Source organism: Alteromonas sp. CH_MED4-4, from assembly GCF_037029575.1.
Classification (GTDB): domain Bacteria; phylum Pseudomonadota; class Gammaproteobacteria; order Enterobacterales; family Alteromonadaceae; genus Alteromonas; species Alteromonas macleodii.
The window spans coordinates 38,260-65,025 of sequence record NZ_JAYMEU010000015.1 but is presented as its reverse complement, the minus strand read 5'-3'; the positions used below and the strand labels follow the sequence as shown (position 1 = coordinate 65,025).

General features: G+C 44.5%; 13 protein-coding genes. All 13 read left to right on the top strand.

The window, feature by feature from the left end:
- The first annotated feature begins 124 nt into the window (after nt 1-124).
- The 13 genes from sucA to WA381_RS11925 all read left to right on the top strand — a co-directional run bounded on the left by sucA (nt 125) and on the right by WA381_RS11925 (nt 26,732).
- Complete coding sequence (gene sucA, locus WA381_RS11985) at nt 125-2,944, top strand: 2-oxoglutarate dehydrogenase E1 component (protein ID WP_014949448.1); 2,820 nt, start codon at nt 125-127, stop codon at nt 2,942-2,944.
- Between the two features lie 9 nt (nt 2,945-2,953).
- Nucleotides 2,954-4,465: a 2-oxoglutarate dehydrogenase complex dihydrolipoyllysine-residue succinyltransferase gene (gene odhB, locus WA381_RS11980; protein ID WP_014949449.1), complete on the top strand. Its 1,512-nt coding sequence runs from the start codon at nt 2,954-2,956 to the stop codon at nt 4,463-4,465.
- Nucleotides 4,466-4,617: 152 nt separating this feature from the next.
- Entirely contained in the window at nt 4,618-5,784 is a 1,167-nt protein-coding gene (sucC, locus tag WA381_RS11975; RefSeq protein ID WP_014949450.1) for an ADP-forming succinate--CoA ligase subunit beta, read from the top strand.
- Nucleotides 5,784-6,656: a succinate--CoA ligase subunit alpha gene (gene sucD, locus WA381_RS11970; RefSeq protein ID WP_012518366.1), complete on the top strand. Its 873-nt coding sequence runs from the start codon at nt 5,784-5,786 to the stop codon at nt 6,654-6,656. Before sucC ends, sucD begins: the two co-directional genes overlap by 1 nt.
- 328 nt (nt 6,657-6,984) lie before the next feature.
- On the top strand, nt 6,985-9,846 hold the full coding sequence (locus WA381_RS11965) for a TonB-dependent receptor (RefSeq protein WP_156086417.1): 2,862 nt from the start codon (nt 6,985-6,987) through the stop codon (nt 9,844-9,846).
- A 130-nt stretch (nt 9,847-9,976) separates the two neighbouring features.
- Nucleotides 9,977-11,497 (top strand): tryptophan halogenase family protein, encoded by a 1,521-nt coding sequence (locus WA381_RS11960; RefSeq protein WP_014949452.1) that lies wholly within the window; start codon nt 9,977-9,979, stop codon nt 11,495-11,497.
- Between the two features lie 290 nt (nt 11,498-11,787).
- The gene (locus tag WA381_RS11955) at nt 11,788-14,847 is read left to right on the top strand and encodes a TonB-dependent receptor (protein WP_156086418.1); all 3,060 of its coding nucleotides are present in this window, start codon (nt 11,788-11,790) and stop codon (nt 14,845-14,847) included.
- Nucleotides 14,848-14,930: 83 nt separating this feature from the next.
- Complete coding sequence (locus WA381_RS11950) at nt 14,931-19,262, top strand: alpha-1,6-glucosidase domain-containing protein (RefSeq protein WP_197044406.1); 4,332 nt, start codon at nt 14,931-14,933, stop codon at nt 19,260-19,262.
- 166 nt (nt 19,263-19,428) lie between these two features.
- Nucleotides 19,429-20,289: a patatin-like phospholipase family protein gene (locus WA381_RS11945; RefSeq protein ID WP_014949455.1), complete on the top strand. Its 861-nt coding sequence runs from the start codon at nt 19,429-19,431 to the stop codon at nt 20,287-20,289.
- Nucleotides 20,290-21,078: 789 nt separating this feature from the next.
- On the top strand, nt 21,079-21,567 hold the full coding sequence (locus WA381_RS11940; RefSeq protein ID WP_207198495.1) for an RNA methyltransferase: 489 nt from the start codon (nt 21,079-21,081) through the stop codon (nt 21,565-21,567).
- Between the two features lie 96 nt (nt 21,568-21,663).
- Entirely contained in the window at nt 21,664-22,560 is an 897-nt protein-coding gene (locus tag WA381_RS11935; protein ID WP_014949457.1) for a PEP-CTERM/exosortase system-associated acyltransferase, read from the top strand.
- Nucleotides 22,561-22,682: 122 nt separating this feature from the next.
- Nucleotides 22,683-24,635 (top strand): alpha-amylase family protein, encoded by a 1,953-nt coding sequence (locus tag WA381_RS11930; RefSeq protein ID WP_156086420.1) that lies wholly within the window; start codon nt 22,683-22,685, stop codon nt 24,633-24,635.
- 156 nt (nt 24,636-24,791) lie between these two features.
- Complete coding sequence (locus WA381_RS11925; protein WP_156086421.1) at nt 24,792-26,732, top strand: glycoside hydrolase family 13 protein; 1,941 nt, start codon at nt 24,792-24,794, stop codon at nt 26,730-26,732.
- Nucleotides 26,733-26,766: the final 34 nt, after the last annotated feature.

The window sequence follows — 26,766 nt, the reverse complement described above, 5'->3', positions numbered from 1 at the left end:
CATCCCAAAAGGATGGCTATTTTTTTATATATTCGCTGTTATAACACTTGGTTATGCTGAGAATAACCTTATAATACATCTTGATTGTTAACTAGATTTTATAAAACGTAGCAAGGCAAATTAAATGCAAGAAAGCGTGATGAAAGCGTGGTGGGATTCCTCGCACATGGCAGGTGCCAACGCTGCCTATGTTGAAGAGTTGTATGAAACTTATTTAGAAGACCCGCAAAGTGTCTCTGAAAATTGGCGACAAATCTTCGATAACCTCCCCAAAGTCGATGGCGTAGAGTTAGAAACCAATCATACAACAATTAAAAATCAATTTAGGCAACTTGCTGCGTTAGGGCCAACCGCCCGCATGTCTAGTCCGTCTGTGCCTTCTGCAAATGTTTCAGACGACAGGCAAGTTAAAGTTCTTCAGTTAATCAATGCGTTCCGCTTCCGCGGTCATCAGCACGCAAACCTTGACCCGCTAGGTCTATGGAAACAAGAGCGTGTACGCGATTTAGAACTTTCTCACCACAGCCTTTCTGAGCAAGATTTCGATTCAGTATTCAATGTAGGTTCGTATGCCATTGGCAAAGATTCAATGCCTTTGGGTGAACTGTTTAAATCGTTAAACCGCACATACTGTGGCTCTATCGGTGCAGAGTACATGCATATTACCGATACTGAACAGAAACGCTGGTTGCAACAAAAAATTGAATCTGTTCAAGCAAAACCTGAAATTTCTCGCGACGAAAAGCTAGGAATTCTTAAAGGTCTTACTGCGGCTGACGGAATGGAAAAGTACTTGGGTTCTAAATTCCCAGGGGCAAAGCGTTTCTCTCTAGAAGGCGGCGATGCACTTATTCCTATGCTGAAAGGCTTAATCACCAAGGCTGGCACTGCAGGTACCAAAGAAGTGGTTATCGGCATGGCTCACCGTGGTCGTTTGAACGTGCTAGTTAACGTATTGGGTAAAAACCCATCGGTGCTGTTTGATGAATTTTCAGGTAAGCACGACGACTCACTAGGCGCGGGTGACGTGAAATACCACGCAGGTTTCTCGTCTGACTTCGCGACTCCAGGCGGCAATGTTCACTTAGCACTAGCGTTTAACCCGTCTCACCTTGAGATTGTAAACCCTGTAGTTATGGGGTCTGTACGTGCACGTCTTGCGCGTCGCAATGATGACACGAATACAGTACTGCCTATCACTATTCACGGTGACTCGGCAATTGCTGGTCAGGGGGTAGTACAAGAAACCTTCAACATGTCGCAAACTCGCGGCTTTGCTGTAGGTGGTACGGTTCGTATTGTGGTAAATAACCAAGTTGGTTTCACCACATCGAAGACTGAAGATACCCGTTCAACGCAATATTGTACTGACATCGCGAAGATGGTACAGGCACCGATTTTCCATGTGAACTCAGACGATCCAGAAGCGGTTGCCTTTGTTACGCAGCTTGCGCTTGAATACCGCAATAAGTTTAAGAAAGACGTTGTAATTGATTTAGTTTGTTACCGTCGTCATGGTCACAACGAAGCGGATGAGCCAAACGCCACGCAACCGTTGATGTACCAAAAAATTAAGAAGCACCCGGTTCCACGTGTTCTTTATGCTGACCAGTTAATAGCTGAAGGTGTAATCGAGCAACGTGACGCAGACCGCTATCTTGAAGAATATCGTGAAGCGCTCGACCACGGCGCGTGCGTTGTTGAAGAGTGGCGTCCAATGACAGAGCACAGCGTTGACTGGTCTCCATATCTTGGTCACGACTGGGATACGCCTTACGATGGTTCGCTTTCAGTTGAGAAGCTCAAAGAGCTAGGTGAGTCAATCACTACTATTCCTGAAGAGCACAAGCTTCAGTCTCGCGTAAACAAGCTTTACCAAGACCGTAAAGCGATGGTTGCTGGCGAGAAAATGCTTGATTGGGGCATGGCTGAAAACTTGGCCTATGCAACTATCGTTGATGCCGGCGAAGATATTCGTATTACCGGTCAGGATTCAGGCCGTGGTACTTTCTTCCACCGTCACGCGGTGTTACACAATCAAAAAGATGCGTCGACATATATGCCACTACAGCATATTCGTGAAGGACAGGGCGAGATCGAAATTTACGACTCTGTGCTTTCAGAAGAAGCGGTTATGGCATTTGAGTATGGTTATGCGACAGCGGAGCCAACGTGTCTGACTATTTGGGAAGCCCAGTTTGGTGACTTCGCTAACGGCGCTCAGGTTGTATTTGATCAGTTCTTGAGCTCAGGTGAAGCGAAGTGGGGCCGTTTGTGTGGCCTAACCGTTTTACTTCCACATGGTTATGAAGGCCAAGGCCCAGAGCATAGTTCTGCGCGTCTTGAGCGATTCTTGCAAATGTGTGCTGACCACAACTGGCAAGTGTGTGTACCTTCAACACCCGCTCAGGTTTACAACATGCTTAGACGCCAAGTGGTTCGTCCAATGCGTAAACCACTTATCGTGATGTCACCTAAGTCACTATTACGTCATCCAATGGCTGTATCTTCGTTAGAGGAACTTGCAGAAGGCAAATTCCATAACGTAATTGGCGAAATTGATGATATCGATCCGAAGAATGTGAAGCGTGTTGTTATGTGTTCAGGCAAGGTTTACTACGATTTGTTAGACCAGCGCCGTAAAAATGAGCAAACAGACGTCGCAATCATCCGTTTAGAGCAACTTTATCCATTCCCACAAGAAGAATGCGCTAAAGTTGTGGCACAATACAGCCACGTAAAAGATTGGGTTTGGTGTCAAGAAGAGCCTCAAAACCAAGGCGCTTGGTACTGTAGCCAACACCATTTCTGGCAAGCAATTCCAGATGGTGCAAAATTAACATATGCAGGCCGTGATGCATCCTCGTCACCTGCAGTAGGTTATGTATCCGTTCACAACCAGCAACAGAAAGCCCTGGTTGAAAACGCACTCACAATTAAATAAGGAACAGTAATGACAATTGAGATAAAAGTTCCGGTTCTACCTGAGTCAGTTGCCGATGCCACCATTGCAACCTGGCACGTAAAGGCCGGTGACGCAGTTAAACGAGACCAGAACCTGGTTGATATTGAAACTGATAAAGTGGTTTTAGAAGTTGTGGCGCCAGCGGACGGTACAATTGGTGAGATCCTAAACGAAGAGGGTGCAACTGTTTTAGGCGAGCAAGTTATTGCTAAATTAGAAAAGGGTGGTGCTGCTGCACCAGCTGAAGCTAAAACAGAAAGCAAAGCGAAAGACGATTCTAAATCAGATGCGGCTCCAGCGGCTTCTGGAAAAACATCTGATGTTAAAGTACCAGTACTTCCTGAATCTGTAGCTGACGCGACAATCGCAACGTGGCACGTAGCTGTAGGTGAAGCAGTTTCTCGCGACCAAAACTTGGTTGATATCGAAACTGATAAAGTAGTACTAGAAGTTGTTGCTCCTGCAGACGGTTCTCTTGCTGAAATTATCGCAGAAGAGGGCGCCACCGTAACAGCTGAAGAAGTGATTGCTAAATTTGTAGAAGGTGCAGCAAGCGGCGCTTCTGCTCCAGCAGCGTCAAGCGAAAGCGATGACAGTGACGAGAGCAGCGATGCGCTTAGTCCTTCTGTTCGTCGCTTACTTGCAGAAAAAGGTGTTGACGCAGCTAAAGTGAAAGGCACTGGCAAAAATGGCCGTATCACTAAAGAAGACGTAGAGAAATACCTTAAAGGCGGCGACAGCTCAGCGAAGGCAGCGCCTGCTGCGTCTGAATCTGTTTCAGCTGACTTACCAACGGGTAATCGTACAGAGAAGCGTGTTCCTATGACGCGTCTTCGCAAGACAATTGCTAACCGTCTTCTTGAAGCGAAAAACTCTACAGCAATGCTAACAACGTTTAACGAAGTAAACATGAAGCCAATCATGGACCTTCGTAAGCAGTATCAAGACAGCTTCGAGAAGCGTCACGGTATTCGCCTTGGTTTCATGTCTTTCTACGTGAAAGCGGTAACCGAAGCTCTTAAGCGTTTCCCTGAAGTTAACGCGTCTATCGACGGTGATGACATTGTTTATCACAACTACTTCGATGTATCGATTGCTGTTTCTACACCACGTGGCCTTGTAACACCAGTACTTAAAGATACTGACACACTAGGCATGGCAGGTGTTGAAAAAGGAATTAAGGAACTAGCACTTAAAGGCCGTGACGGTAAGCTGTCATTGGCTGAACTACAAGGTGGTAATTTCACAATCACCAACGGTGGTGTGTTTGGTTCACTAATGTCTACACCAATCATTAACCCGCCACAGAGCGCTATTTTGGGTATGCATAAAATCCAAGATCGTCCAATGGCTGTTAATGGCAAAGTAGAAATTCTACCAATGATGTACCTAGCGCTTTCTTATGACCACCGTATTATCGATGGTAAAGAATCAGTAGGTTTCTTGGTAACCGTTAAAGAGATGCTAGAAGATCCAACACGTCTACTTCTAGACGTATAAGACTTTCGTCTCACGGAATTGTGGTTAGGCGTTTAGCTTGTGTATGCTTGCTTTGCGCCTAACGCAACGCTGATATTTGCCCTATAATATCAGTCAAACTAATCAAGTCGCATTTGCGGCTTTTGTCTTACTAAAAATCGGATAGAAACACCATGAATTTGCATGAATACCAAGGTAAGCAGCTATTCAAAGAATACGGTTTGCCTGTTTCTGAAGGATACGCAGCAGACACTGCTCAAGGTGCTGTAGAAGCCGCTGACCGAATTGGCGGAAACGAGTGGGTAGTTAAGTGTCAGGTACACGCGGGCGGTCGCGGTAAAGCTGGCGGTGTAAAGCTAGTTAAAAACAAAGACGACATTCGCGCTTTCGCTGAAAACTGGCTTGGCAAAAATTTGGTGACTTTCCAGACTGACGAAAACGGTCAGCCTGTGAGCAAAATCCTAGTTGAATCTTGCACAGATATCGCTAACGAGCTTTACCTTGGTGCAGTAGTTGACCGTACAACCCGTCGCGTTGTATTCATGGCATCTACTGAAGGTGGCGTTGAGATTGAAACTGTTGCAGAAGAAACTCCAGAGAAAATCCTTAAAGCTGAAATCGACCCAATTGTAGGTCCTCAGCCTTATCAAGCGCGCGAAATGGCGTTTGCTCTAGGTCTTTCTGGCGTACAAATCAAGCAATTCACTCAAATCTTCCTTGGCCTAGCTAAGATGTTTGAAGAGCTTGACGTTGCGCTTATCGAAATCAACCCGCTAGTTATCAAAACTGACGGTAACCTACACTGCCTTGACGCGAAAGTAGGTATCGATGGTAACGCGCTATATCGTCAGCCTAAGCTGAAAGATATGCAAGATCCTTCACAAGAAGATGCGCGTGAAGCTCATGCTGCTCAGTGGGAACTAAACTATGTTGCGCTAGACGGTAATGTAGGTTGTATGGTTAACGGTGCAGGCCTAGCAATGGGTACTATGGACATCGTAAACCTACACGGTGGGAAGCCAGCTAACTTCCTAGACGTTGGTGGCGGCGCAACTAAAGAGCGTGTAGCTGAAGCATTCAAAATCATTCTTTCTGATGACAATGTTAAAGCGGTATTGGTTAACATCTTCGGTGGTATCGTTCGCTGTGACATGATTGCAGAAGGTATCATTGGTGCGGTTAAAGAAGTTGGCGTAGAAGTACCTGTAGTTGTACGTCTTGAAGGTACCAATGCAGAGCTTGGCCGTGAAGTTCTAGCGAACTCTGGTCTAGATATCATTGCTGCTGAATCTCTAACTGATGCAGCGCAGAAAGTTGTTGCTGCAGCGGAGGGCAAATAATGTCTGTATTAATTAATAAAGATACTAAAGTAATTTGTCAGGGTTTCACTGGTGGTCAGGGTACTTTCCACTCTGAGCAAGCAATTGCTTACGGTACGCAAATGGTTGGTGGTGTAACACCAGGTAAAGGCGGTACTGAGCACCTAGGTCTTCCAGTATTCAATACTGTACGTGAAGCGGTAGAAGCAACTGGCGCAACTGCAACAGTTATCTATGTACCAGCACCTTTCTGTAAAGATTCAATTGTTGAAGCTGCAGATGCGGGTATCGAGCTAATCGTATGTATCACTGAAGGTATCCCAACGCTAGATATGCTTTACGTTAAAGAATACGTAGAAGCGAAAGGCGTTCGCATGATCGGTCCAAACTGCCCAGGTGTAATCACTCCTGGAGAGTGTAAAATTGGTATCATGCCTGGTCACATCCACAAGCCTGGTAAAGTAGGTATTGTTTCTCGCTCTGGTACACTTACGTACGAAGCGGTTAAGCAAACCACTGACGAAGGTTTTGGCCAGTCTACTTGTGTTGGTATCGGTGGCGACCCAATTCCTGGTTCAAACTTCATCGACATCCTTCAGATGTTCCAAGACGATCCACAAACTGAAGCTATCGTAATGATCGGTGAGATCGGTGGTACAGCTGAAGAAGAAGCAGCAGCGTTCATTAAAGCTAATGTAACCAAGCCTGTTGTTTCTTACATTGCTGGTGTTACTGCTCCTCCAGGTAAGCGTATGGGTCACGCTGGTGCAATCATCGCAGGCGGTAAAGGTACTGCTGATGAGAAATTCAAAGCACTAGAAGACGCTGGCGTTAAAACTGTACGTTCACTTGCTGAAATCGGCAAGGCGCTTCGCGAGACTACAGGTTGGTAAGCTAACGCTTAACAATTTTGTGATAAAAGCCCGCTTTAAGCGGGCTTTTTTGTGCGCACTTATTAACAACTCTGCAGAAATGCATGTAACAAAATTACAACTATCTGCCGTAAAAGCCCCGTATAATCCATTTTGTGTTGTTAAATTACATAAAGGCCTGCATATCCTTTGTTAACGGCGTGTTGCACAAATTTTATTGAATACGTATGCAGGCAATTGTGCAAACCCTAGGTCCTCTATAGCATTATGCCGACGAGATGTATTGTCATTTAATTGTCATAAGAACAACAAAAAGACAACAACTATAACCGTATGGGACACCCGTTTTATGAAACAATTTAAACCCAACCTAATTAAAGCTGCGCTTATTTCAGGCGGTATGGCGTTTGGTAGTGCACCAGCATTTGCACAAGATGCAAACACTGATGCTGTTGATGAAGCAAATCTTGAAGTAATTCAAGTTAGCGGTATTCGCGGCAGCTTACAGCGTGCTCAAGCAATCAAAATGGATAACACCTCAATTGTTGAAGCGTTATCAGCAGAAGATATTGGTAAGTTACCAGATACCAGTATTGCAGAATCAATCGCACGTCTTCCTGGTGTAACTGGTGAACGTCGTAACGGTCGTACAAGTGGTATCTCTGTTCGTGGTTTTAACGAGAACTACGTTGGTACGTCACTGAACGGTCGTGAGCTTCTAGGTATGGGTGATAACCGTGGGGTTGAGTTTGACCTTTATCCAACGGAAATCATTTCAAACATTCTGGTATACAAAACACCAGAAGCGGGCATGACTACCCAAAATATCGGTGGTTCAATTGACCTTCAAACGGTTAAGCCTTTAACGGCAGAAAGCACGTTTACCGTAAACGGCACGTTCGAAAAAAATGCTGAAGACTCTCCAAACCCAGATTTTGACAACGACGGTCACCGCATTTCTTTAAACTTTGTCGATCAATTTGCCGACGATACGATTGGTTTAGCGCTAACTGTTGCGAGCATGGAGTCTCCACGTCAGGAGCAACACTTCCGCGGTTGGGGTTACGCCACAGTAAACACTACACCAGAAAACACGTTCGACGATAACGGAAATCCTCTTTGGAACCCTCGTCGATACGATGGTCAAGACACTGTAGACGTTCCTGATGGTACTGTTGTATTGGGCGGTCACGATTCATTCCAGCGTTCAGCAATGCTAGAACGTGACTCAATTGCCGCTGTTGTTGAATGGGCGCCTACCGACAAGCTCAATATCCAACTTGATGCACTTTATATCGATTTCGTTGAAGACGACGTACGTCGTGGTCTTGAAGAAGGCGGTGCAGAGTGGGGTACAAGCGCTTACACTATCACTGGTGTTGAAAACGGTCTTGTAACCAGCGGTTACTCTGATGGTTTCTATAGCGTTGTACGTAACGATGCGCGTCGTCAAGAAGCAGACCTAACCACAGTAGGCATTAATGCTGAATACCAAATCAACGACTCTTGGACACTAGAGCTTGATTACTCTACCGGTAAAGTTGAAAAAGAAATTGTCGATGTAGAAAGCTACTCAGGTGTAGGTCGTGCTGGTACTGAAGGCCGTCCAATTACTGCACGTAGCTGGGAAATGACATCTTCTGGTGTAATGTTCTCTGACCACCCAACTATTGCACCGGTTGACCTTACCGACCCAACACTTATTAGCCTTGCAGGTCCGCAAGCATGGGGAGCACGTCCGTTACTTGAGTCTGATGCACAGGATGGTTTCGTAAACCAGCCGCTTTTCGAAGAAGAGCTTGATACCCTTCGTTTCGACGTTAAAGGCTATGTAGATTGGGGTGTGGTAACTGGCCTATCTGCTGGTGTTGTATATTCTGACCGCTCTAAATCTAAAGACAATAACGGTGCTTACCTAACAGCGCCTTCATATCCTGGAAATGCTGCTATTCCTGAAGTGCTAGGCGTAACGAACCTTAACTTTATTGGAATTGACGGCGTGTTAGCGTACGACTCGCTAGGCCTTTTCGAAAGTGGTTATTACATTGAAAGCGATGCAAGCCGCGTTCAAAACGATCGCTTAGGTGATACTTACACCGTTGATGAAGAGCTACTTACCCTTTACACCAAACTAGATTTGGAAATGGAAGTTGGCGATATTTGGGTTCGCGGTAACGTAGGCCTTCAAGTAGTAAGTGCAGATCAAGAATCGACAGGTTTCTCTGCAACGTCTGATCGCGAAGGTTACACCATTGCTAGCCCTGTAACAGGTGGCGCAGACTACACAGATGTTCTTCCAACACTTAACCTTTCAGCAGAAGTGGCTGAGGGCCAGTTTGTGCGCTTGGGCTTGAGCAAAGTTATTTCTCGTCCGCGTATGGATGACATGCGTCCAAATACTCAGGTTACGTTCTCATTCAACGATAACCAAATCACTAGCCCTGACATTGAAAATGGTCCATGGGGTGGTAGTGCTGGTAACCCTGAATTGCGTCCGCTTGAAGCAAACCAGTTTGACCTAGCTTATGAGAACTACTTTGCAGATACAGGTTATGTAGCTGTGTCGTTCTTCTATAAAGACATTAAAAACTGGCACCGCAGCACGTCAATTGTGGCTGATTTCACAGAGTTTTATATTCCTGAGCTACATCAGGGCTCTGAAGGTCAAACTCCTGTATTGTTCACAGGTCAAGTAAGCAGTGTACTAGATGGGTTCGAAGGCTTTGTTCGCGGTTACGAATTACAAGGTTCACTTCCATTTGACATGATCCATGATTCACTTGAAGGCTTCGGTTTGTTCGCAAGTGCAACCTTTATGGATGGTGAAGTTGACGCGGCTCCAGGTCAAACTGAAACACGTATTCCGGGACTATCTGAAGAGTCTTACAGTATGACTTTCTTCTATGAGAATGCTGGTTTCGAATTCCGTCTTGCGGCAACAAAACGCGATCAGTACCTAACTGAAGAACGTGGTGTTAGTTTGGCGTTAGTTGATGCAACGAAGCAAGGCGGTACGCTTGTTGATGCGCAAATTGGCTATGACTTTAGCGAGTCTGGTATCGAATATCTAGAAGGCCTACGTGTTACTTTACAAGCACAGAACCTGACCGATGAAGATGATATTCAAGCGTCAGCGGCTGACGGCCGTCAAATCACGCAGTTCCAAACTTATGGAACGAACTACTTGCTAGGATTTAACTACAAGTTCTAATTTCTTCGTGTGTGTAAAGCCACCTGCTGCTTTTTGTTTTAGCTTGTGCTAAAAGAGAGAGCAAATGGTGGCTTTTCTTTTTGTATGAAAGGAACCCTTCAAAATTTTTGGTACGAATTGCGAGAAGTTTATGCAAGATCCTCATAATAAACCGATAAAGCGTGTAGTGATTGCCGGCGGTGGAACGGCAGGTTGGTTAGCTGCCTCATTAATGAAAAAGGTGTTGGGTAAAGCAGTTGATATTACTCTGGTTGAATCTGAAGCGATTGGTACGGTCGGTGTTGGCGAAGCTACCATCCCCCCAATACGCCTAGTAAACCAAGTGTTAGGTATCGACGAAGCACAGTTTCTTCATGATACTAAAGCAACGATAAAACTTGCTATACGGTTCGAAAATTGGAAAACGAAGGGTGAAAGCTACTATCACACCTTTGGTGCGCCGGGCAAAAGCATGGCGTTTTGTCATTTTCATCACTATTGGGTAAAGGCGCGCCAGCAAGGCCTAAAAGACGACCTGTGGGATTTTGACCTAAATTACCATGCCGCTGAAGCGGGACGATTTGCGCAGATAAATGCCAAAGACCCAGTCGTTGAGCTACCTTTCGCCTATCATTTTGACGCCAGTTTATACGCTCAGTATTTACGAAAGCTGAGCGAAAATATGGGGGTTGTACGCAAAGAAGGTAAAATTTCACGTGTTCAACGTTTTACCGACAGCGGTTTTATTCAAGCACTTCACTTAGAAAGTGGGGACGTGGTTGAAGGGGACCTATTTGTTGATTGCACGGGCTTTAAGGGGCTATTGATAGAGGAAGCGCTGGGCGCTGGTTACGACGATTGGTCTCACTTACTTCCTTGTGATAGTGCCATTGCTGTACCGTCTGAGCGACATGAAAAAACCGCGCCTTACACGCGCTCTATTGCCCACGATGCGGGGTGGCAATGGAGGATCCCACTGCAACACAGAAATGGTAATGGCCACGTATATAGTTCACGCTATATCAGTGATGATCAGGCCTGTGACACCTTGTTGTCAAACTTAGATACCAAACCATTGGGTGACCCTAAACTGATAAAGTTTACGACGGGCAGACGACGTAAGCAGTGGTACAAAAACGTAGTAGCAGTAGGTCTATCAAGTGGATTCTTAGAGCCACTTGAATCTACTAGTATTCACCTCATTCAATCTGCAATTGTTCGCTTAATTCAGCTGTTTCCCCACAACGGCTTTGCACCGAGCTTGGAAACGGAATATAACAAGCAGTCTGAATTAGAGTTTGAACAAATCAGAGATTTTCTTGTTTTGCATTACACCGTAAATGAGCGAACCGATAGCGCCTTTTTCAATGATATGCGAAATATTACTTTGCCCGATTCCTTAGCACATAAAATTGCGTTGTTTAAAGAAAGCGGAAATCTGCTACGAGAACAAAATGATCTATTCCTTGAAAGCTCATGGCTACAGGTCTTGTACGGTCAGGGGATTACTCCTAAGGATTATCACGGTTTGGTAAACAGTGTGCCTGAAGTTCAGTTAAATCAAATGTTAACAAGGTTGTTGGAAATCAAAAAAGAGCCTATTGCTAAGTTGCCGACACATGACGAGTATATAAATGGGATGGTTGCAAAGTATAAGCGCGCAATGAGTTGAATAATTTCATATGGTTAGAAGTGCTGCGAACGAACGCATTAGCTAACTAAACAGGTAAAGGATAAAGCAGCCAAAAGGCTGCTTTGTTCGTTTTTAAGGATGAATTGTTACAATTATGCTGGTTTTTTACTGGTAAATTAAAAATATGTTGCGCCGATGTAAATGAATACGTATGCATAGCATTGCTCCCTTTTTATACAAAACAGTAGTATTTGGTGTTGAACCATAAGAGGCATTTTTGGGTGTGGTAGTCCTAAAAGTGTCGATAATAAACAAGGAATGGGACACCAATGAAAACATTCAAACCCAGCACTATCATGGCGGCCTTGATAAGTAGTGGGGTCGCGTTTAGCGCAGCTCCTCTTTATGCCCAAGAGTCACCAGACACCTCAATAGACGAAGTTGAACGACCACAAGAAGATACCCTAGAGCGTATTGAAGTACGTGGTTTTAGTACCAGCTTGATCCAATCACTAAACCAGAAACGCTTCTCCGATACGGTTTCTGAACAAATATCTGCAGACGATTTGGGCGGACTTCCCGATGTGTCGATGGCGGATGCACTGACCCGCTTGCCGGGTATCTCTGCGGTAAGAACCGGGGGGCAAGCCGCGCAGATAAACATTCGTGGTCTATCCGGTGACTTTGTGTTTTCTACATTAAACGGTAGAGAGCAGGTATCGACCAGCGGAAGCCGGGCAATTGAGTTTGATCAGTATCCTTCAGAGCTTATTAGTGAGGCGGCGGTTTATAAATCTCCCAAGGCATCGCTTATTGAGGGGGGGATAGCGGGTACGGTAGAACTTAAAACTGCATCACCACTTGCCATTGAAGAGCAGCATAAATTCAGCGCCAACATGCGTGGCATGTACAACGATAGAGCGTCAGAGGTGAGTGATGCTACAGAGTATGGACATAGACTGAGTTTTTCATATCAAGGTAAATTCCTTGATGATACGCTAGGTGTATCACTAGGTTATGCTCGTTTATTCCAACCGAGTGTTTCGACTCAATTCATTGGTCTTGCCTACAATGGTGTAACGGACGTAGACGGGATTTACACAAATTCTGAGTGTACCGAAGAGGAAATAGCGCCTAACTGTGAACTCATTTCAGAGGGTTTTGAAATGCAGCACAAGGGCGGGGAAGAGACTCGTGATGGTTACGTTGCGGCGTTTGAATGGGCACCTATCGATACCTTTACACTTAAAGCTGATGCTTTCATTTCTAAATTTGATTCCGAAGCCTTTGCCCGTGGCTTTCGCGTTAAGCTAGGCGGAATAAATGCCGGTATAACTAACCCTGTTGTAGTTAACAGGAGCGTAATTGGCGGCACATTTTCTCGTACAGACAATAGCTTTACCCGTGTTGAGTTGGTAAACGACGACAATCAAGATTTCGACAGTGTTACCAACTTAGGCGTGAATGCTAATTGGGAGATATCGCCAGATTTAGCGGTTCAGTTTGACGTCTCCCGTTCAAGTGCTGAAAGCGACTTCAGAAACGGTTTACTGTGGTCGCTTGTTGACGAAGACGCGACAGTGGCAAACCCCGTGTTCGACGAAAACGTTCAAATTTCTTATTTGCTCAACGGACTAAACTTACCTGATATCGGTTTTAATCAAAGTGATGCTTTTACAGACTTAGACCGTGTAATGGTAAGTAAATACGGCATTTATCCGTATGAAAACAAAGATGAGTTAGACGCCTATCGCGTAGACTTCCAATATTATGTCGATGTGCCAATCATTTCAGGCTTTGAATTTGGCTATCGTTATTCAGACCGGGAATATAACAATGACCGCTCTGTGTTTGAATACGGCAATGACAGTGCATTTTCAGTCAGCGAACCGCCACTTCAGTTAACTTCTGATATGGTCGAAGAGGTAAATTGGAGCGGTGATTTTGGTTATTTTCCAAGTTATCTTTCCGTTGATCTAGACAGTGCACTTAATGCTTGGTTTCCAAACGGTAGGCCACAGCCTGTTCAAACGTGGGGGCCAGGTGCTGCCGGTGTAATTAACGCTCCAGAAACAGGCACTGCTTCAACAGCATGGACACTACAAGAAAGTGGGGATGTATTTGAAACTGTGAATTCTGCTTACTTGATGGCAAACATTAATACAGAAATTGGCAGTATTCCTGTTACAGGTAATGTTGGTGTTCGTTACGTTAAAAGTAAACAGAGTTCAACGACGCTACAGCGTGCTACTCGGTTTATTGAAGATTTAGAGACCGGAACATCGGTTGAAGTTAGTGATCCTACGGCTGGAGCACAAAACATTACCGACGACGTAGGGTTAATCAATAACTTTTATCGCCCAGCGTTGATAAGTCACGAATATTCTGACGTTTTACCTTCAATTAACCTCAACTTTAAACTTACAGACGACACACAACTTCGTGTAGCCGCCGCAAAGGTGATGGGTAGAGCGCCGATAAACCGTTTTGCCGCGAATGCGTCAACGACTATTGAACCGGTTACTGCTTTCCAAGACAGAGATTCGGGCGAAATTACGCTTTCAAACCCTACGGCGAGGGTTAGCGGTAACGCCCGCAACAGCCCCTATCTAGAGCCGTTCTATGCAACTCAATACGACGTTTCGTGGGAGTATTATTTCTCAGATACGGAAGGTGCATTAGTTGTCGCTGGCTTTTATAAAGACATTGAATCGTTCGTAGAAGACATTGAAATAGAGCCTTATGATTTTGAAGCAAACGGCATTGTAATTCCTGATAACGTAAGTGTGCCGGTTTACTTGACGCCAGAGTTTGCAGGACAGGAAGCCGAACTAGCGCTTGATGAAAATGGCGACCCCATCTTTATTACCGTCCCTACTGAAAATGGTAGCTACAGCACAGCCGTAAACAATGCCGAAGGTGGCTATATTCGCGGTTTAGAAATCGCCTATACGCAAATTTATAGCATGCTGCCTGGTATGTGGTCAGGCTTAGGCGTTAGCGCAAGTTACTCTTACACCGAAAGTGAAATTCAACGCACGCTAGGTGATGACGTGTATGCCGCTAACTTACCAGGTCTTTCTGAAAACGTTGCTACGCTAACCGTGTTTTGGGAATACGAAGGTTTTGAAACTCGCTTGTCTAGCCGATATCGCGACGCATTTGTTTCGCAGCAAGTAGCGGTAAACGATCAGGTGGTTAATTTTGATGAAGAATTGGTTATTGATTACCAAGCGTCGTACGAGATTAACGACAATTGGAGCGTACTATTTCAAGTTAACAACCTAACAGACGAGCCAACGAAGAGCTATTTCTCATCAGAAGAGCAAACCGGCACTATCCAATACTTTGGTACGCAATATTACCTAGGGATGACATATCAACTATGAAAAACAGCATCTTAGGTAATTTATTTAGCAACACGAAGGAATATTCGGTTGCCAAAAGTAGCGAAAAAATTCAGGAGAATTCTATGTTTACTAAAAAAAGAGTAGTGCGCGCTGCGTTACTCGTAGTAGGCGCATATACACTTGCAGGTTGCGGTGGCTCGGGCGTAGAGTCGGGCACGAACGATCTGCTTACCTGTGAGGTGCCAAATGTACCTAATTCAACCGGTACGGCTTGTGAACCGCCACCACCTATTCAATGCGATGCGCCGCTCGTACCTAATGAAGCGAACGATGCATGTGAAGCCGGTGCTGATCCAAGTTTACCTGCACCTGTATTTACCCCTTCATCTAATCAAGCTGTACTTTATTATAATCGGGCTGCTGTTGACGCTGATAACTCAAGTAACGATGCAGCTTATGAAGGCTGGAGACTACATACTTGGAACAATGACGAGTGTGATGCTTATGCTGACGCAGACACGGATTGGGCCAACGGTCGCATTCATAGCGGTATCGATCCTAACTATGGTGCGTATTGGATTCTAGACCTTAAAGAAGGGTATGGGAGCTGTCACAATTTCATCATCCACAAAGGCACTGACGATGCCGGAAAAGAAATGGGGGGCGGAAACTTCCAGGGTTCTTTAGTACAAGATGATGAAACATTTGTACGCATGAATTTTACCCTCTCTGGCGAGGCAACCATATTCGAGTTTCCTATCATGTCTCTTGGTCCTCAGCCTGTTGATATCGAGGGTTTTGGCGCGCATTGGTTAGATGCCAACACTATTTTATGGGACGTACCTGAAACCGTTTCAGAGGTGAAACTTCACTATTCAGCACAGGCTGACTTAGAGAGTACGCTGGAAGAGGGTATTAACGGTACTCAAGTAACGTTAATGAGTACAACACTTACCGAAGAGCAATCTGCCCGTGCGCCGCACTTATCTGCTATGCAGGCTTGGGAAGGCGACTGGTCGGTTGAAGATGCTAAAACCGTGTTGACGACACAAGCCGTAGTAGGGGGTTACGATGCTGACGGTGCGCTTGTTGTTGCGACCGGGATCCAACTGGCTAACGGAATAGACGCACTATATACGCTCGGTGAAGACGATGCCGACGAAGCTCAACTTGGTGGTATCTACTCTGATACAGGTATTACTGCCGCATTGTGGGCGCCTACTGCTTCAAATGTTGATCTTCTGATTTATAACGACAACAAGACATTAAGCCAACGTATTGATATGGTTCGCGATGATACGTCTGGTGTCTGGCGTCATGAAGGCGATATGTCCCTTGACCGTCAGCTTTACCGTTATGAAGTTACCGTCTATCACCCTATTTCGGGGAATGTAGAAACGCTGCTTGTTACAGACCCATATTCTGTGTCACTAAGCACAAACGGCCGTTTCTCTCGCTTCGTAAATCTAGCTGATGATGATTTAAAACCTGAAGGGTGGGATTCTCACACCATCCCTACGGTTGAAAATTACGAAGACGCAGTTATTTACCAAGGTCACATTCGTGATTTCAGTGTGCGTGATATGTCTACTTCTGAAGAAAATCGAGGTAAATACCTTGCCTTTACTGAAGAGGGCACAGCACCGGTTGAGCACCTTAAAAAGCTTGTTGATGCAGGGCTTACTTACTTCCATATACTTCCAGCAAATGACATTGCAACCATCGATGAGGATCCAACAAAAACGGTAGATTTATACGATACGGTAGGCAAACTGTGTCGCTTAAATAGCAGTGCTGCGGTATGTGAAGAAGAAAGCGCTGATGCATTGCTAATTGACGTTTATAACGGTTACGATCCTTTATCTCAAGCGGGTAAAGCCCAGCAGCTTACTAATGATTTACGCAATCTAGATACATTCAACTGGGGCTATGATCCTCATCACTTTAACGCGCCGGAAGGCAGCTATGCGTCGAGTGCAGAGGGAGTAGAACGCATTGTAGAAATGCGCGCCATGATCCAAGCACTTCACGAGATGGGGCTACGTGTTGCACTTGATGTAGTCTATAACCATACCAATGCGTCTGGTGTTTTCAGTAAGTCAGTATTAGACAAAGCGGTACCGGGCTACTATCACCGTTATGAAGTGGATACGGGTGCGATTGTTCGTGAAACGTGCTGTGATGACACAGAGCCTCGCAATGTCATGATGGAAAAGTTCATGGAAGATTCGCTGCTGATGTGGACTGAGCATTATAAGTATGATTCATTCCGTTTCGACATCATGAGCCAAGCTACAAAAGACACTATGGTACGCTTGCGTGATGCAGTCCAAGCTATCGATGCTGACAACTATTTCTACGGTGAAGGCTGGACTAAAATAGACCGCGGTTACGAGCAAGCGAGCCAGCTCAATATGGCCGGTACTGAGATTGGTACCTATAACGACCGTATTCGCGAAGCTATTCGCCAGGGCGCTATCTTTAGGCCGGAAGATGAAGGGCTATTAAGCGCGCAAGACCGTGTAAAAATGGGCATGATCGGAACGTTAAAAGACTATGTTTTGGAGACGTCTTCAGGAAGTGCAGGCGCTACCAGTAACTTAGGCGGCTATGCAGAAGATCCTGCGGATATCATTAACTACGTGTCGAAGCACGATAATGAAACACTGTGGGATCAGTTAAACTACACGCTTCCACAAGATATTACTCTAGAACAGCGGGTTCGTGCCCAAAATGTGGCAATGGGTATTAATCTTGTGTCTCAAGGTATTCCATTTTTACAAATGGGCGGCGACATGCTTCGCTCAAAATCAATGGATAGAAATACCTATGATGCGGGCGACTGGTTTAACTACGTCGACTTCACCTACGAAACGAACAACTGGAACGTAGGTTTACCGTTGGCACAAGACAACGAAGCCCGTTGGGAAGAAATGGGTGAATTCATTTACAATCCAAATCGCACGGCCTCAATGGCAGATATTATGTTTGCCTCTGATGTGTTTGCAGAATTGCTTAATATTCGAATGACAAGTCCGCTGTTTAGATTAACCACCGCTGAAGACATCATCGACCGTATAGGTTTCCACAATATTGGTGAACGCCAGCAGCGTGGTCTTATAGCGATGAGTATTGATGACGGCATATCTGAAAACAGCGAAGTACCTCGCCAAGATTTAGACATAATGAATGATGCGGTTATGGTGCTAGTGAATACAGGGTATGAAGATAAGTCTATCACGGTAAACACAGCAACAGGCTTTTCGCTTCACGCCACACAAATGAATTCTGTCGATGCAGCGGTACGCGGCGCCACATTTGTAGAAGGTGAAGATGGTAATGGAACCTTTACCGTTCCTGCACTAACTATTGCTGTGTTCGTAAAACCACAGTCTGGAGCGCAAGGTTATGGTCTATCAGCGTATGCCACGTCTGGTGCGCCTGATGTTGTTCCTTACGGCGACACCATCGCTTACCTGCGTGGAGATATGAATGGTTGGTCAACGGATGATGCATTTACCTATCAGGGTGACGGTAAGTACACCGTAATAGCTATACTTGAAGGTGGCGTTACATATGGATTCAAATTCGCATCTGAAGATTGGAGTACAGTGAACTTTGGCGCAGCGGATGGTGAAGAAGGTACAGTGATAGCGGGCGAAGAAAAGGTTCTTGCACGTACTAATACCAACCTTTCATTTACACCAGCGACGAGCGCGACCTATCTGTTTACTATTGATGCGACTGATAGCGAAGCACCAATCCTTAAGGTTGAGAACGAAGAGCCCTATGTTGGCACACCAGTGTATCTTCGTGGTGCAATGAACGACTGGGGTACGGCAGAGGAGTTTGCGTACCAAGGCGGACGTATTTACACTTTCTCTCGTGATGTTGAGCCAGGGACTTACGAGTTTAAGGTTTCTTCAGAAGATTGGAGTACCGTGAACTTCGGTGCGATATCAGCCGATGATTCAGATCGCAACCTTGCGCCTGGTCAGACACTGGGACTCGCCGCCACTAACGACAATCTTATTTTGAACATTGAAACCGCAGACCGCTATGTGTTCGTATTCAATGTCACTGATTTAAATGCGCCAACCATTGGTGTATTTAAAGAAGCGTTTTGGGGCGACAATCAAGTTTATATCCGTGGTGGTATGAACGGCTGGGGAGCGGTCGATATGTTTGAGTATCAAGGAGAAGGTGTTTATACCGCAGACATTGAGTTGAGCGCAGGTAGTATTGAATTCAAAGTCGCTTCTGAAGACTGGTCGACAGTAAACCTTGGCAACCCGAACGATGCAGCAAGCAACGTAGTAACGCCTAGCGAGCCGAAAACACTTGGCGCAAGTAACAATAATCTAATGATTGAAGTTGCAGAGTCTGGTCTATACGAGTTTAAGGTATCTGGCCCTGATGGAAATGCACCTACGTTAACGGTTACGAAAAAGTAAGACCGAACAGATGCTAACTTGGTAAATTTCTAATAAACCAAGATTTAAAAACCGCGACGTAGTTCGCGGTTTTTTGTTTTTGGCATATCTCTTGATTCTCTAGTAGTATCACCAAGAAAATAGTGGTCGTACCAGAGTGGTTGAATTTATTCAAAAGGAGATGAAAATGAAACGTGCACTCGTTGTTGAAGGTGGCGCTATGCGCGGAGTTTTTGCAGCAGGCGTGTTAGACAAATTCATGGAGCATGACTACCATTCGTTCGACTTCGCGATTGGTGTTTCAGCTGGCGCAACTAATCTTTCAACCTACGTATCGAAAATGCATGGGCTTAGTAAAACCATCATCACGCAATACGCCACAAAGAGGGAGTTTTTTAGCCCGCTTCGTTTCATAAAAGGTGGGCACATGACAGATGTTCATTGGCTATGGCATCACTCTAAACAGTCCATGAATATTCCTGCACCAGGTGAAAAAAGCAGCATGCCACTGTATGTTGGGATTACTAATGCAGAGTCAGGTGAATGTGAATATATACAAGCCACCAAAGATAATGTTGATGATTTAATGGTAGCTTCCTGTGCGTTGCCAACTGCATACCGAGACGAAATTTCAATAAATGGTACGCGATACTTGGACGGGGGAGTGGCAGATGCAATACCTGCTATCCAAGCATACAAAATGGGTGCGAAGGATATCACGGTTATTCTTTCTCAACCGTTAGGTTTTACAAAACCAGAAGTAAAGTCTGTTTGGCTAATGCAAAAGATGTATGGCAACCAGCCTGCGCTACTCGATAAGATGTTGCAGCGTGCAGCCATTTATAACGAAACGTTAGCTTTTCTCAATAATCCACCCGACGACTGCACAATCCGTGTGATAGCGCCTGATGAAGCTTTTTGCGTTAAGCGTTTAACTATGGATAAGAAGAAGTTATTGCGAGGCTACGGTCAAGGGCGGCGCATGGCAAGACGCTATCTTAAACATTGCTATGAGAATTCAGTGGAAAGACAGCGCAAAAGCGCATAGCTACCCTACCAGACTGATTTCTTCTTTCTGTACAAAGCCTGTATGCAAATCGCAACAAAAGGCTTATATAGCTTGGTTTTTTTTCCAAGCTTTTTTTTATCTCCAATAAAACTCTAATTTTCAGTATCTTACCCTGTTTCAATTTGGCAACAGTTTAAGCTTAAGTTACTGGTTCTTACTTCTAGTACCAGTCTTACACAGCGTGAATTGTTGAATTTAGCAACGCTATTTCCCTTACACCGCTTATAACTAGCGCTGTTGACTTCCCGTTTGAACATAAGTTGCCATATTTCCTATTTTAGTAACATTTTGAAAAAAATGAATTTTATCGAGTTTATGAAGCATTCTTATGTAAACTTTGCAGGGAATGTGCAATATTTTCATTAAATTGGTCTACATCTTGCTGAACAGGTGGCAATAAACGCTGTTTTTTTAACGATGCGAAGATTTCAGGTGGTTCATTTATCTCAACATTAAATCCTTCTTAAAAAAGGGATTGAGTAAATAGACCAAACTGTCACACGTTATTAAAATATAGAAATTATAATCGACCACGCTTTGCAATATCACGTGCTTCTCGATAGCAAGAGGAGACCAGTGCTCATTGGCAGAAATGCTTATTGGCATAGTTGAATCGCGAGTTTTGTGTCTACCGCTTTTTAGATAAATTTAATCATACTTAAGGTTAGTTTACGCTAACCTGTCTAGAAGCGTGATAAAGAACGTGGCAATATCAAATGCTGAATAAAAAATAAAATAAATACAAACGTGCAAATTGCGAATCAGAAAATGTCAATTGGGTTAATAAACCCGAAAAATCCCGTAAATGTTGCTTCTATACTGCGAGCTGCAGGTTGTTATGGTGTGGCCAGCGTTTTTTATACTGGTCAGCGCTATCGATTTGCTAAAGATTTTAATGCGGATACGAAAGCGTTTCATAAAGTCATTCCGACCATTGGGGTCGACGACTTAAAAGAAGTAGTGCCTGAAGGTGCGTCAGTCGTAGCGGTTGAACTGGTAGAGGGTGCTACACCACTACCTTTGTTTGAGCACCCGAGCAATGCGTTTTACTTGCTAGGTCCTGAAGATGGCAGTATTGGCGAAGACGTTTTGTCTTGGTGCGATCATGTTGTCTACGTTCCTACTTTTTCATGCATGAATTTAGCGGCCACAGCAAATGTGTTGCTGTATGACCGTCTGTCAAAGTCTGATTACGTAAGTGGGGATGCACTTATCAGACAAAGTAGAGATACGAATAACAAATCTAAGATTAAATAGTAATTAAATAACTAAGGCTGTCGTTGCGAACAGGAAGTTACCCACAAGCCTAATAATAAATTAAATCAGGGGAGCTTTGCGTTGAAGATGAGAACAATGAGCGCAGTTCGAGCGTTTAATGGCGCCGTGTCTAACAAACTGAGTCGACTACCACAAACATTTTCTAGGGTACTCCCTAGTCGTTTCTCACTCGAAGAGAGTATTTCTAATTTCTTCTTTAGCCGTTACGAACTTGTGATTGCTAACGAAGAAAGTGAAAAGCAGGTGAGTTATAAAACGCGACACAAAGTGTATTGCGAAGAAATGAACTTCGAGCAGAAGAATGCCACTGCATTAGAAAAAGACAAGTTTGATGATCGCGCGATCAATTGCTACATCAAGCATTTGCCAACAGGAGAGTGTGCAGGCACGATAAGGTTGGTCTTGCCAACTGAAGCTGGCTTGGCACTTCCATTAGAAGAAAAGTGTGCGGAAGTAATTGGCGATGGTGCATTGCTACCTTCAAACTTGTCTCCACAAAGCGTCTGTGAAATCTCTCGCCTTGCAATACCGAGAGAATTTAGAGTGCGACAGTTACGCTCTAAAATCCTACCCTCTGAAAAAATTGAAAAAGTTAAACAAAAGAAAAATGTTCCATTTAACGTTGAGCATTTTCCTTATCTTTCAATTGCGCTGTACTTAATGGCAACGAGTGTGTGCCTTCATTTAAACGTTAAGCATGCCTATGTGCTAATGGAGCCTAAGTTAGCAAGAAGAATGAAGGCATTCGGTATTCATTTTAATCCAGTAGGTGAAGCTATTGAATTCAATGGCAAACGCATGCCATATAGATTGTCACCGCATGTACTGCTTGATGATTTAGCAAAACCTTTAAAAGGTTTTCACAGAAAGATTCATTCAGAACTAAATAGTGCGTTACAAGCTATTGGCGATGTGGCCGTTCCCACCATTGAGCATACTCGAAAGCCTCTTCGCATAGCTCATGCAGCATGACACCATGCTATCTGTAATACTAAGCCGCCTCGTCAGGCGGTTTTTTTATGTTTGAATACGCATGCATGTTTTTTAACATCCAGTTAACGCGTATCCTGTTGGCATAATTTACGTTTATCACAATGATTACCATGCCAAATTTCCAATTTCGTTTTTGTCTTAAACCCTTGTCAATTGCTATGCTGTCAATTGGAATAACAGCGTGTACAGGGCCGACCTCTCCAGTGAATAATCAAAAACCGGTGACCAAAGACGCTAGCCTGAAACCATTTGGTCAAAGCGGCGAAAGTTCGACGCTAAACGATTCGGCTGAAAGGCAAGGTAAACCTGTTGTTTATCAAGTTTTTACTCGCTTATTTGGAAACACGAATACAAATAACCAGCCTTGGGGCACAATTGAGCACAATGGGGTAGGTAAGTTTAGTGATTTTACTCCCGAAGCGCTAAAGGCCATAAAATCTTTGGGAACCAGTCATATCTGGTATACCGGTGTGCCGCACCATGCGGTGATTAATGACTACACTGATTTTGGTATTTCAAACGACGACCCAGATGTAGTGAAAGGCAGAGCGGGCTCTCCCTACGCAGTTAAAGATTACTACAACGTTAATCCAGACCTAGCCGATGATCCAGCCAAGCGTTTAGAAGAATTTGAAGCGCTAATTGCCAGGACTCACGCAGCGGGAATGAAGGTTATTATCGATATTGTGCCTAATCATGTCGCCCGTGATTACCATTCACTTTCTGCACCTGAAGGTGTAAGTGATTTCGGCGCGCACGACGACACGTCTGTTGAATACGCCCGTGATAACAACTTTTACTATGTAGTAGGTGAAGCGTTTCAAGTGCCCACAGCTGATAACTATCAACCTCTAGGTGGTGAAAAGCATCCACTATCTGACGGAAAGTTCGAAGAGTTTCCAGCAAAATGGACAGGCAACGGGGCTAGAGCTTCGAAACCGGATATAAACGACTGGTACGAGACCGTAAAAGTGAACTATGGCGTGAAGCCTGACGGCACTTACGACTTTCCAGTTTTACCTGAAGAGTATAGTGATAAGTCTTTAGAAGAACATGCCGCATTTTGGCAAGGAAAAGACGTACCAGATTCGTGGTATAAATTCAGAGATATTGCACATTATTGGATAGATAAAGGTGTCGACGGTTTCCGCTACGATATGGCCGAAATGGTGCCTGTCGAGTTTTGGTCGTTTCTAAATAGCAGTATTAAACAAAAGGCACCCAATGCGTTCTTGCTAGCGGAAGTTTATCAACCAGATAAGTATCGCGAGTATATCCACCAAGGCAAAATGGACTACCTTTACGACAAGGTGGGTTTCTACGACACATTAAAAACGATTATGCAGGGGAGTGGAGAAGTAAGCAAACTGGTTACTATTCATGATGAAATCAATGATATCGCCCCGCATATGCTTCATTTTTTAGAAAATCACGACGAACAACGTATAGCCAGCCCCGACTTTGCCGGTAGTGCCCAGAAAGGTAAACCCGCGCTCGCAGTGAGTGCGCTTATTAGCAGTTCGCCTACGCTGTTGTACTTTGGTCAAGATGTGGGTGAAGACGGTAGCGAAGAGACAGGTTTTGGAGATCCAACACGTACGTCAATTTTCGATTATGTAGGTGTTCCTGCCCATCAGCGTTTTATGAACGACGGTAAGTTTGATGCAGGGAAATCTACCGAAGATGAAAAAGCACTTCACCAATTTTACCAAGACGTGATGGCTATTGCTGCCACAAACCCTGCAGTTACAGGTGAATATCAAAGCCTGCACGCGCTCAATCTTGATGTGAAAGATTCAGCCTATACTGAGCAGCAATTTGCTTTTGTGCGCGCGCAAGGTGAGCACGGATTTGTGGTAGTGGCTAATTTTAACGATAAGCCTACAGGTGCAATGAAGCTTGTTGTTCCTTCAAATGTTTTTGGTGAAGATAGCGATCGGATCACGCTAGCGTCTATGCTTTCTCATGAAGGCATAACACTAGAAAAAGAGGGCATTTACTACAACGCTTCGTTCACATTGGAAGGGCTTGAGACTAAAGTATTCGCCTTCTAATTAGGGTTTATCACATGCTGCTGAGTTAACGCGAAACACCATGTTTTTTTACATGGTGTTTCGTGAATACGTATGCAGAGCGTTGGTCAGATCGGACGGGCAAGGTAGTATCTCATCACCATCTTGTACTTAACGTATTTTTAACATGGGGTTGATGTGCCAAAACGTAATCGTGTAATTAATGACAGTGGTCATAAAAAAATCCAAAAGCGCGCAATTCCGCTTCTCCTCAGCTGTATCACTACATTTCCTTTGTTCTCGGTTCAATCATCTGCAAACAGTGGCATTAATGTTTATCCGCCGAATTGGTGGGTTGGTATGCAAAACAGTAATGCAGAATTGATGCTTTATGGTGATGATGTTGCCGATGACACTGTTTCAATAGCGAAAGGCGATGTAAGAGTTAAGCATAGCCAAGCCCTTGATAGTGAAAACTATTTATTCGTAACGCTAGACACGTCGAATGTTAGTGCCCAGGAACTAGTTATCAGGCTTACTGACAGCGATGGTACGACCCGTGATTTAACTTACACCCTGGAAAAAAGAGCACAAGGCTCAGCGTCGCGCGAAGGCTTTGGGCCTCAAGATGCTATTTATCTTATTGCCCCCGACAGATATGCCAATGGTAATAAGGAAAATGATAATGTTAAGGGTTATGGCGATCCCGCAGACCGTTCATTCAAAGGTGGTCGCCACGGTGGTGACATTCAAGGTATTGTTGATAACCTCAACTACATTCAGGATATGGGCTTTACTCAAATATGGACCATGCCCATGCTCGAAAATGCCATGGATAAATACAGTTATCATGGCTATTCCACCACGGATTACTACAAAATAGACCCTAGATTTGGTTCCAATGACGATTTTATTGCATTAAGTACTGAAGCTAAATCAAAGGGTCTTGGCATTATAATGGATATGGTACTTAACCATATAGGCAGTAATCATTTATGGATGAAAGATACGCCGTCACACGACTGGATCAATAACAACGGTAAATTTGTAGGGACAACCCACAAGCGTGAAGCTCTTCACGACCCTCACGCCATAGCAAGCGATATAAAAGGGTTTAGCGATGGTTGGTTTGTGCCAACCATGCCGGACTTGAATCAGCGCAATCCGCATTTAGCGAACTACCTTATTCAAAACGCGATTTGGTGGGTTGAAAGCGCTGGGCTAAGTGGAATACGTGTGGATACGTACTCCTATCCTGATAAGGCGTTTTTGAGCCAATGGACAAACCGCATAATGGACGAGTACCCGAATTTCAATATAGTAGGGGAAGAGTGGTCAGTTAACCCCGCAATCACGGCATATTGGCAGGCGGGTAGCCACCGCCACGATGATTACGATAGCGCTCTACCATCGGTTATGGATTTCCCGCTTCAAGCCGCAGTCGTTGAAGCGTTGAGCAATGATGAAAGCTGGAATTCTGGCTTCATCTCTGTATACGAAACCTTAGCTACTGACTTTTTGTACGGCGACCCGAATAATTTGGTCATCTTTCCTGATAACCACGATATGAGCCGCATTTTTACTCAGCTCGGTCATGATAAAGACAAATGGAATATGGCTATGACGCTATTGCTCACTACGCGCGGTATTCCACAAGTTTTTTACGGTACAGAAATTTTGATGGGTAACGAAGGCAGTGAAGACCACGGTATTATTCGTTCTGACTTTCCAGGCGGGTGGCCTTCTGACAATGACAAAAACGCTTTTACCGGGCACGGTTTAACGGATGATGAGCGTTGGGCACAGCAGCGTGTGAAGGGCTTACTTCAACTGCGTAAATCACACCCTTTGCAGTTTAAAGGCCTGTTGAAGCATTTTGCACCGGAGAATGGGGTTTATGCCTATATTCGAGAGGCAAATGTCGATTCAGTCAGTGGTGCAGATAAATCAAATACTAATCAGTCTGATAAAATATTGGTCATCTTAAATAAAAAGCCAGTGGACCTGCCTCTAAACAAGTATGCAGAGGTGCTAAGCACACACCAAACGTTAACACGAGTTAGCGATGGGACATCTTTTAAGACGACGGATACCTTAAGCTTACCAGCAATGTCTGCTAGTGTTTTCATTGTGCAGTAATCGTATTAACTATAGTAAAACAATAAATAGAGCA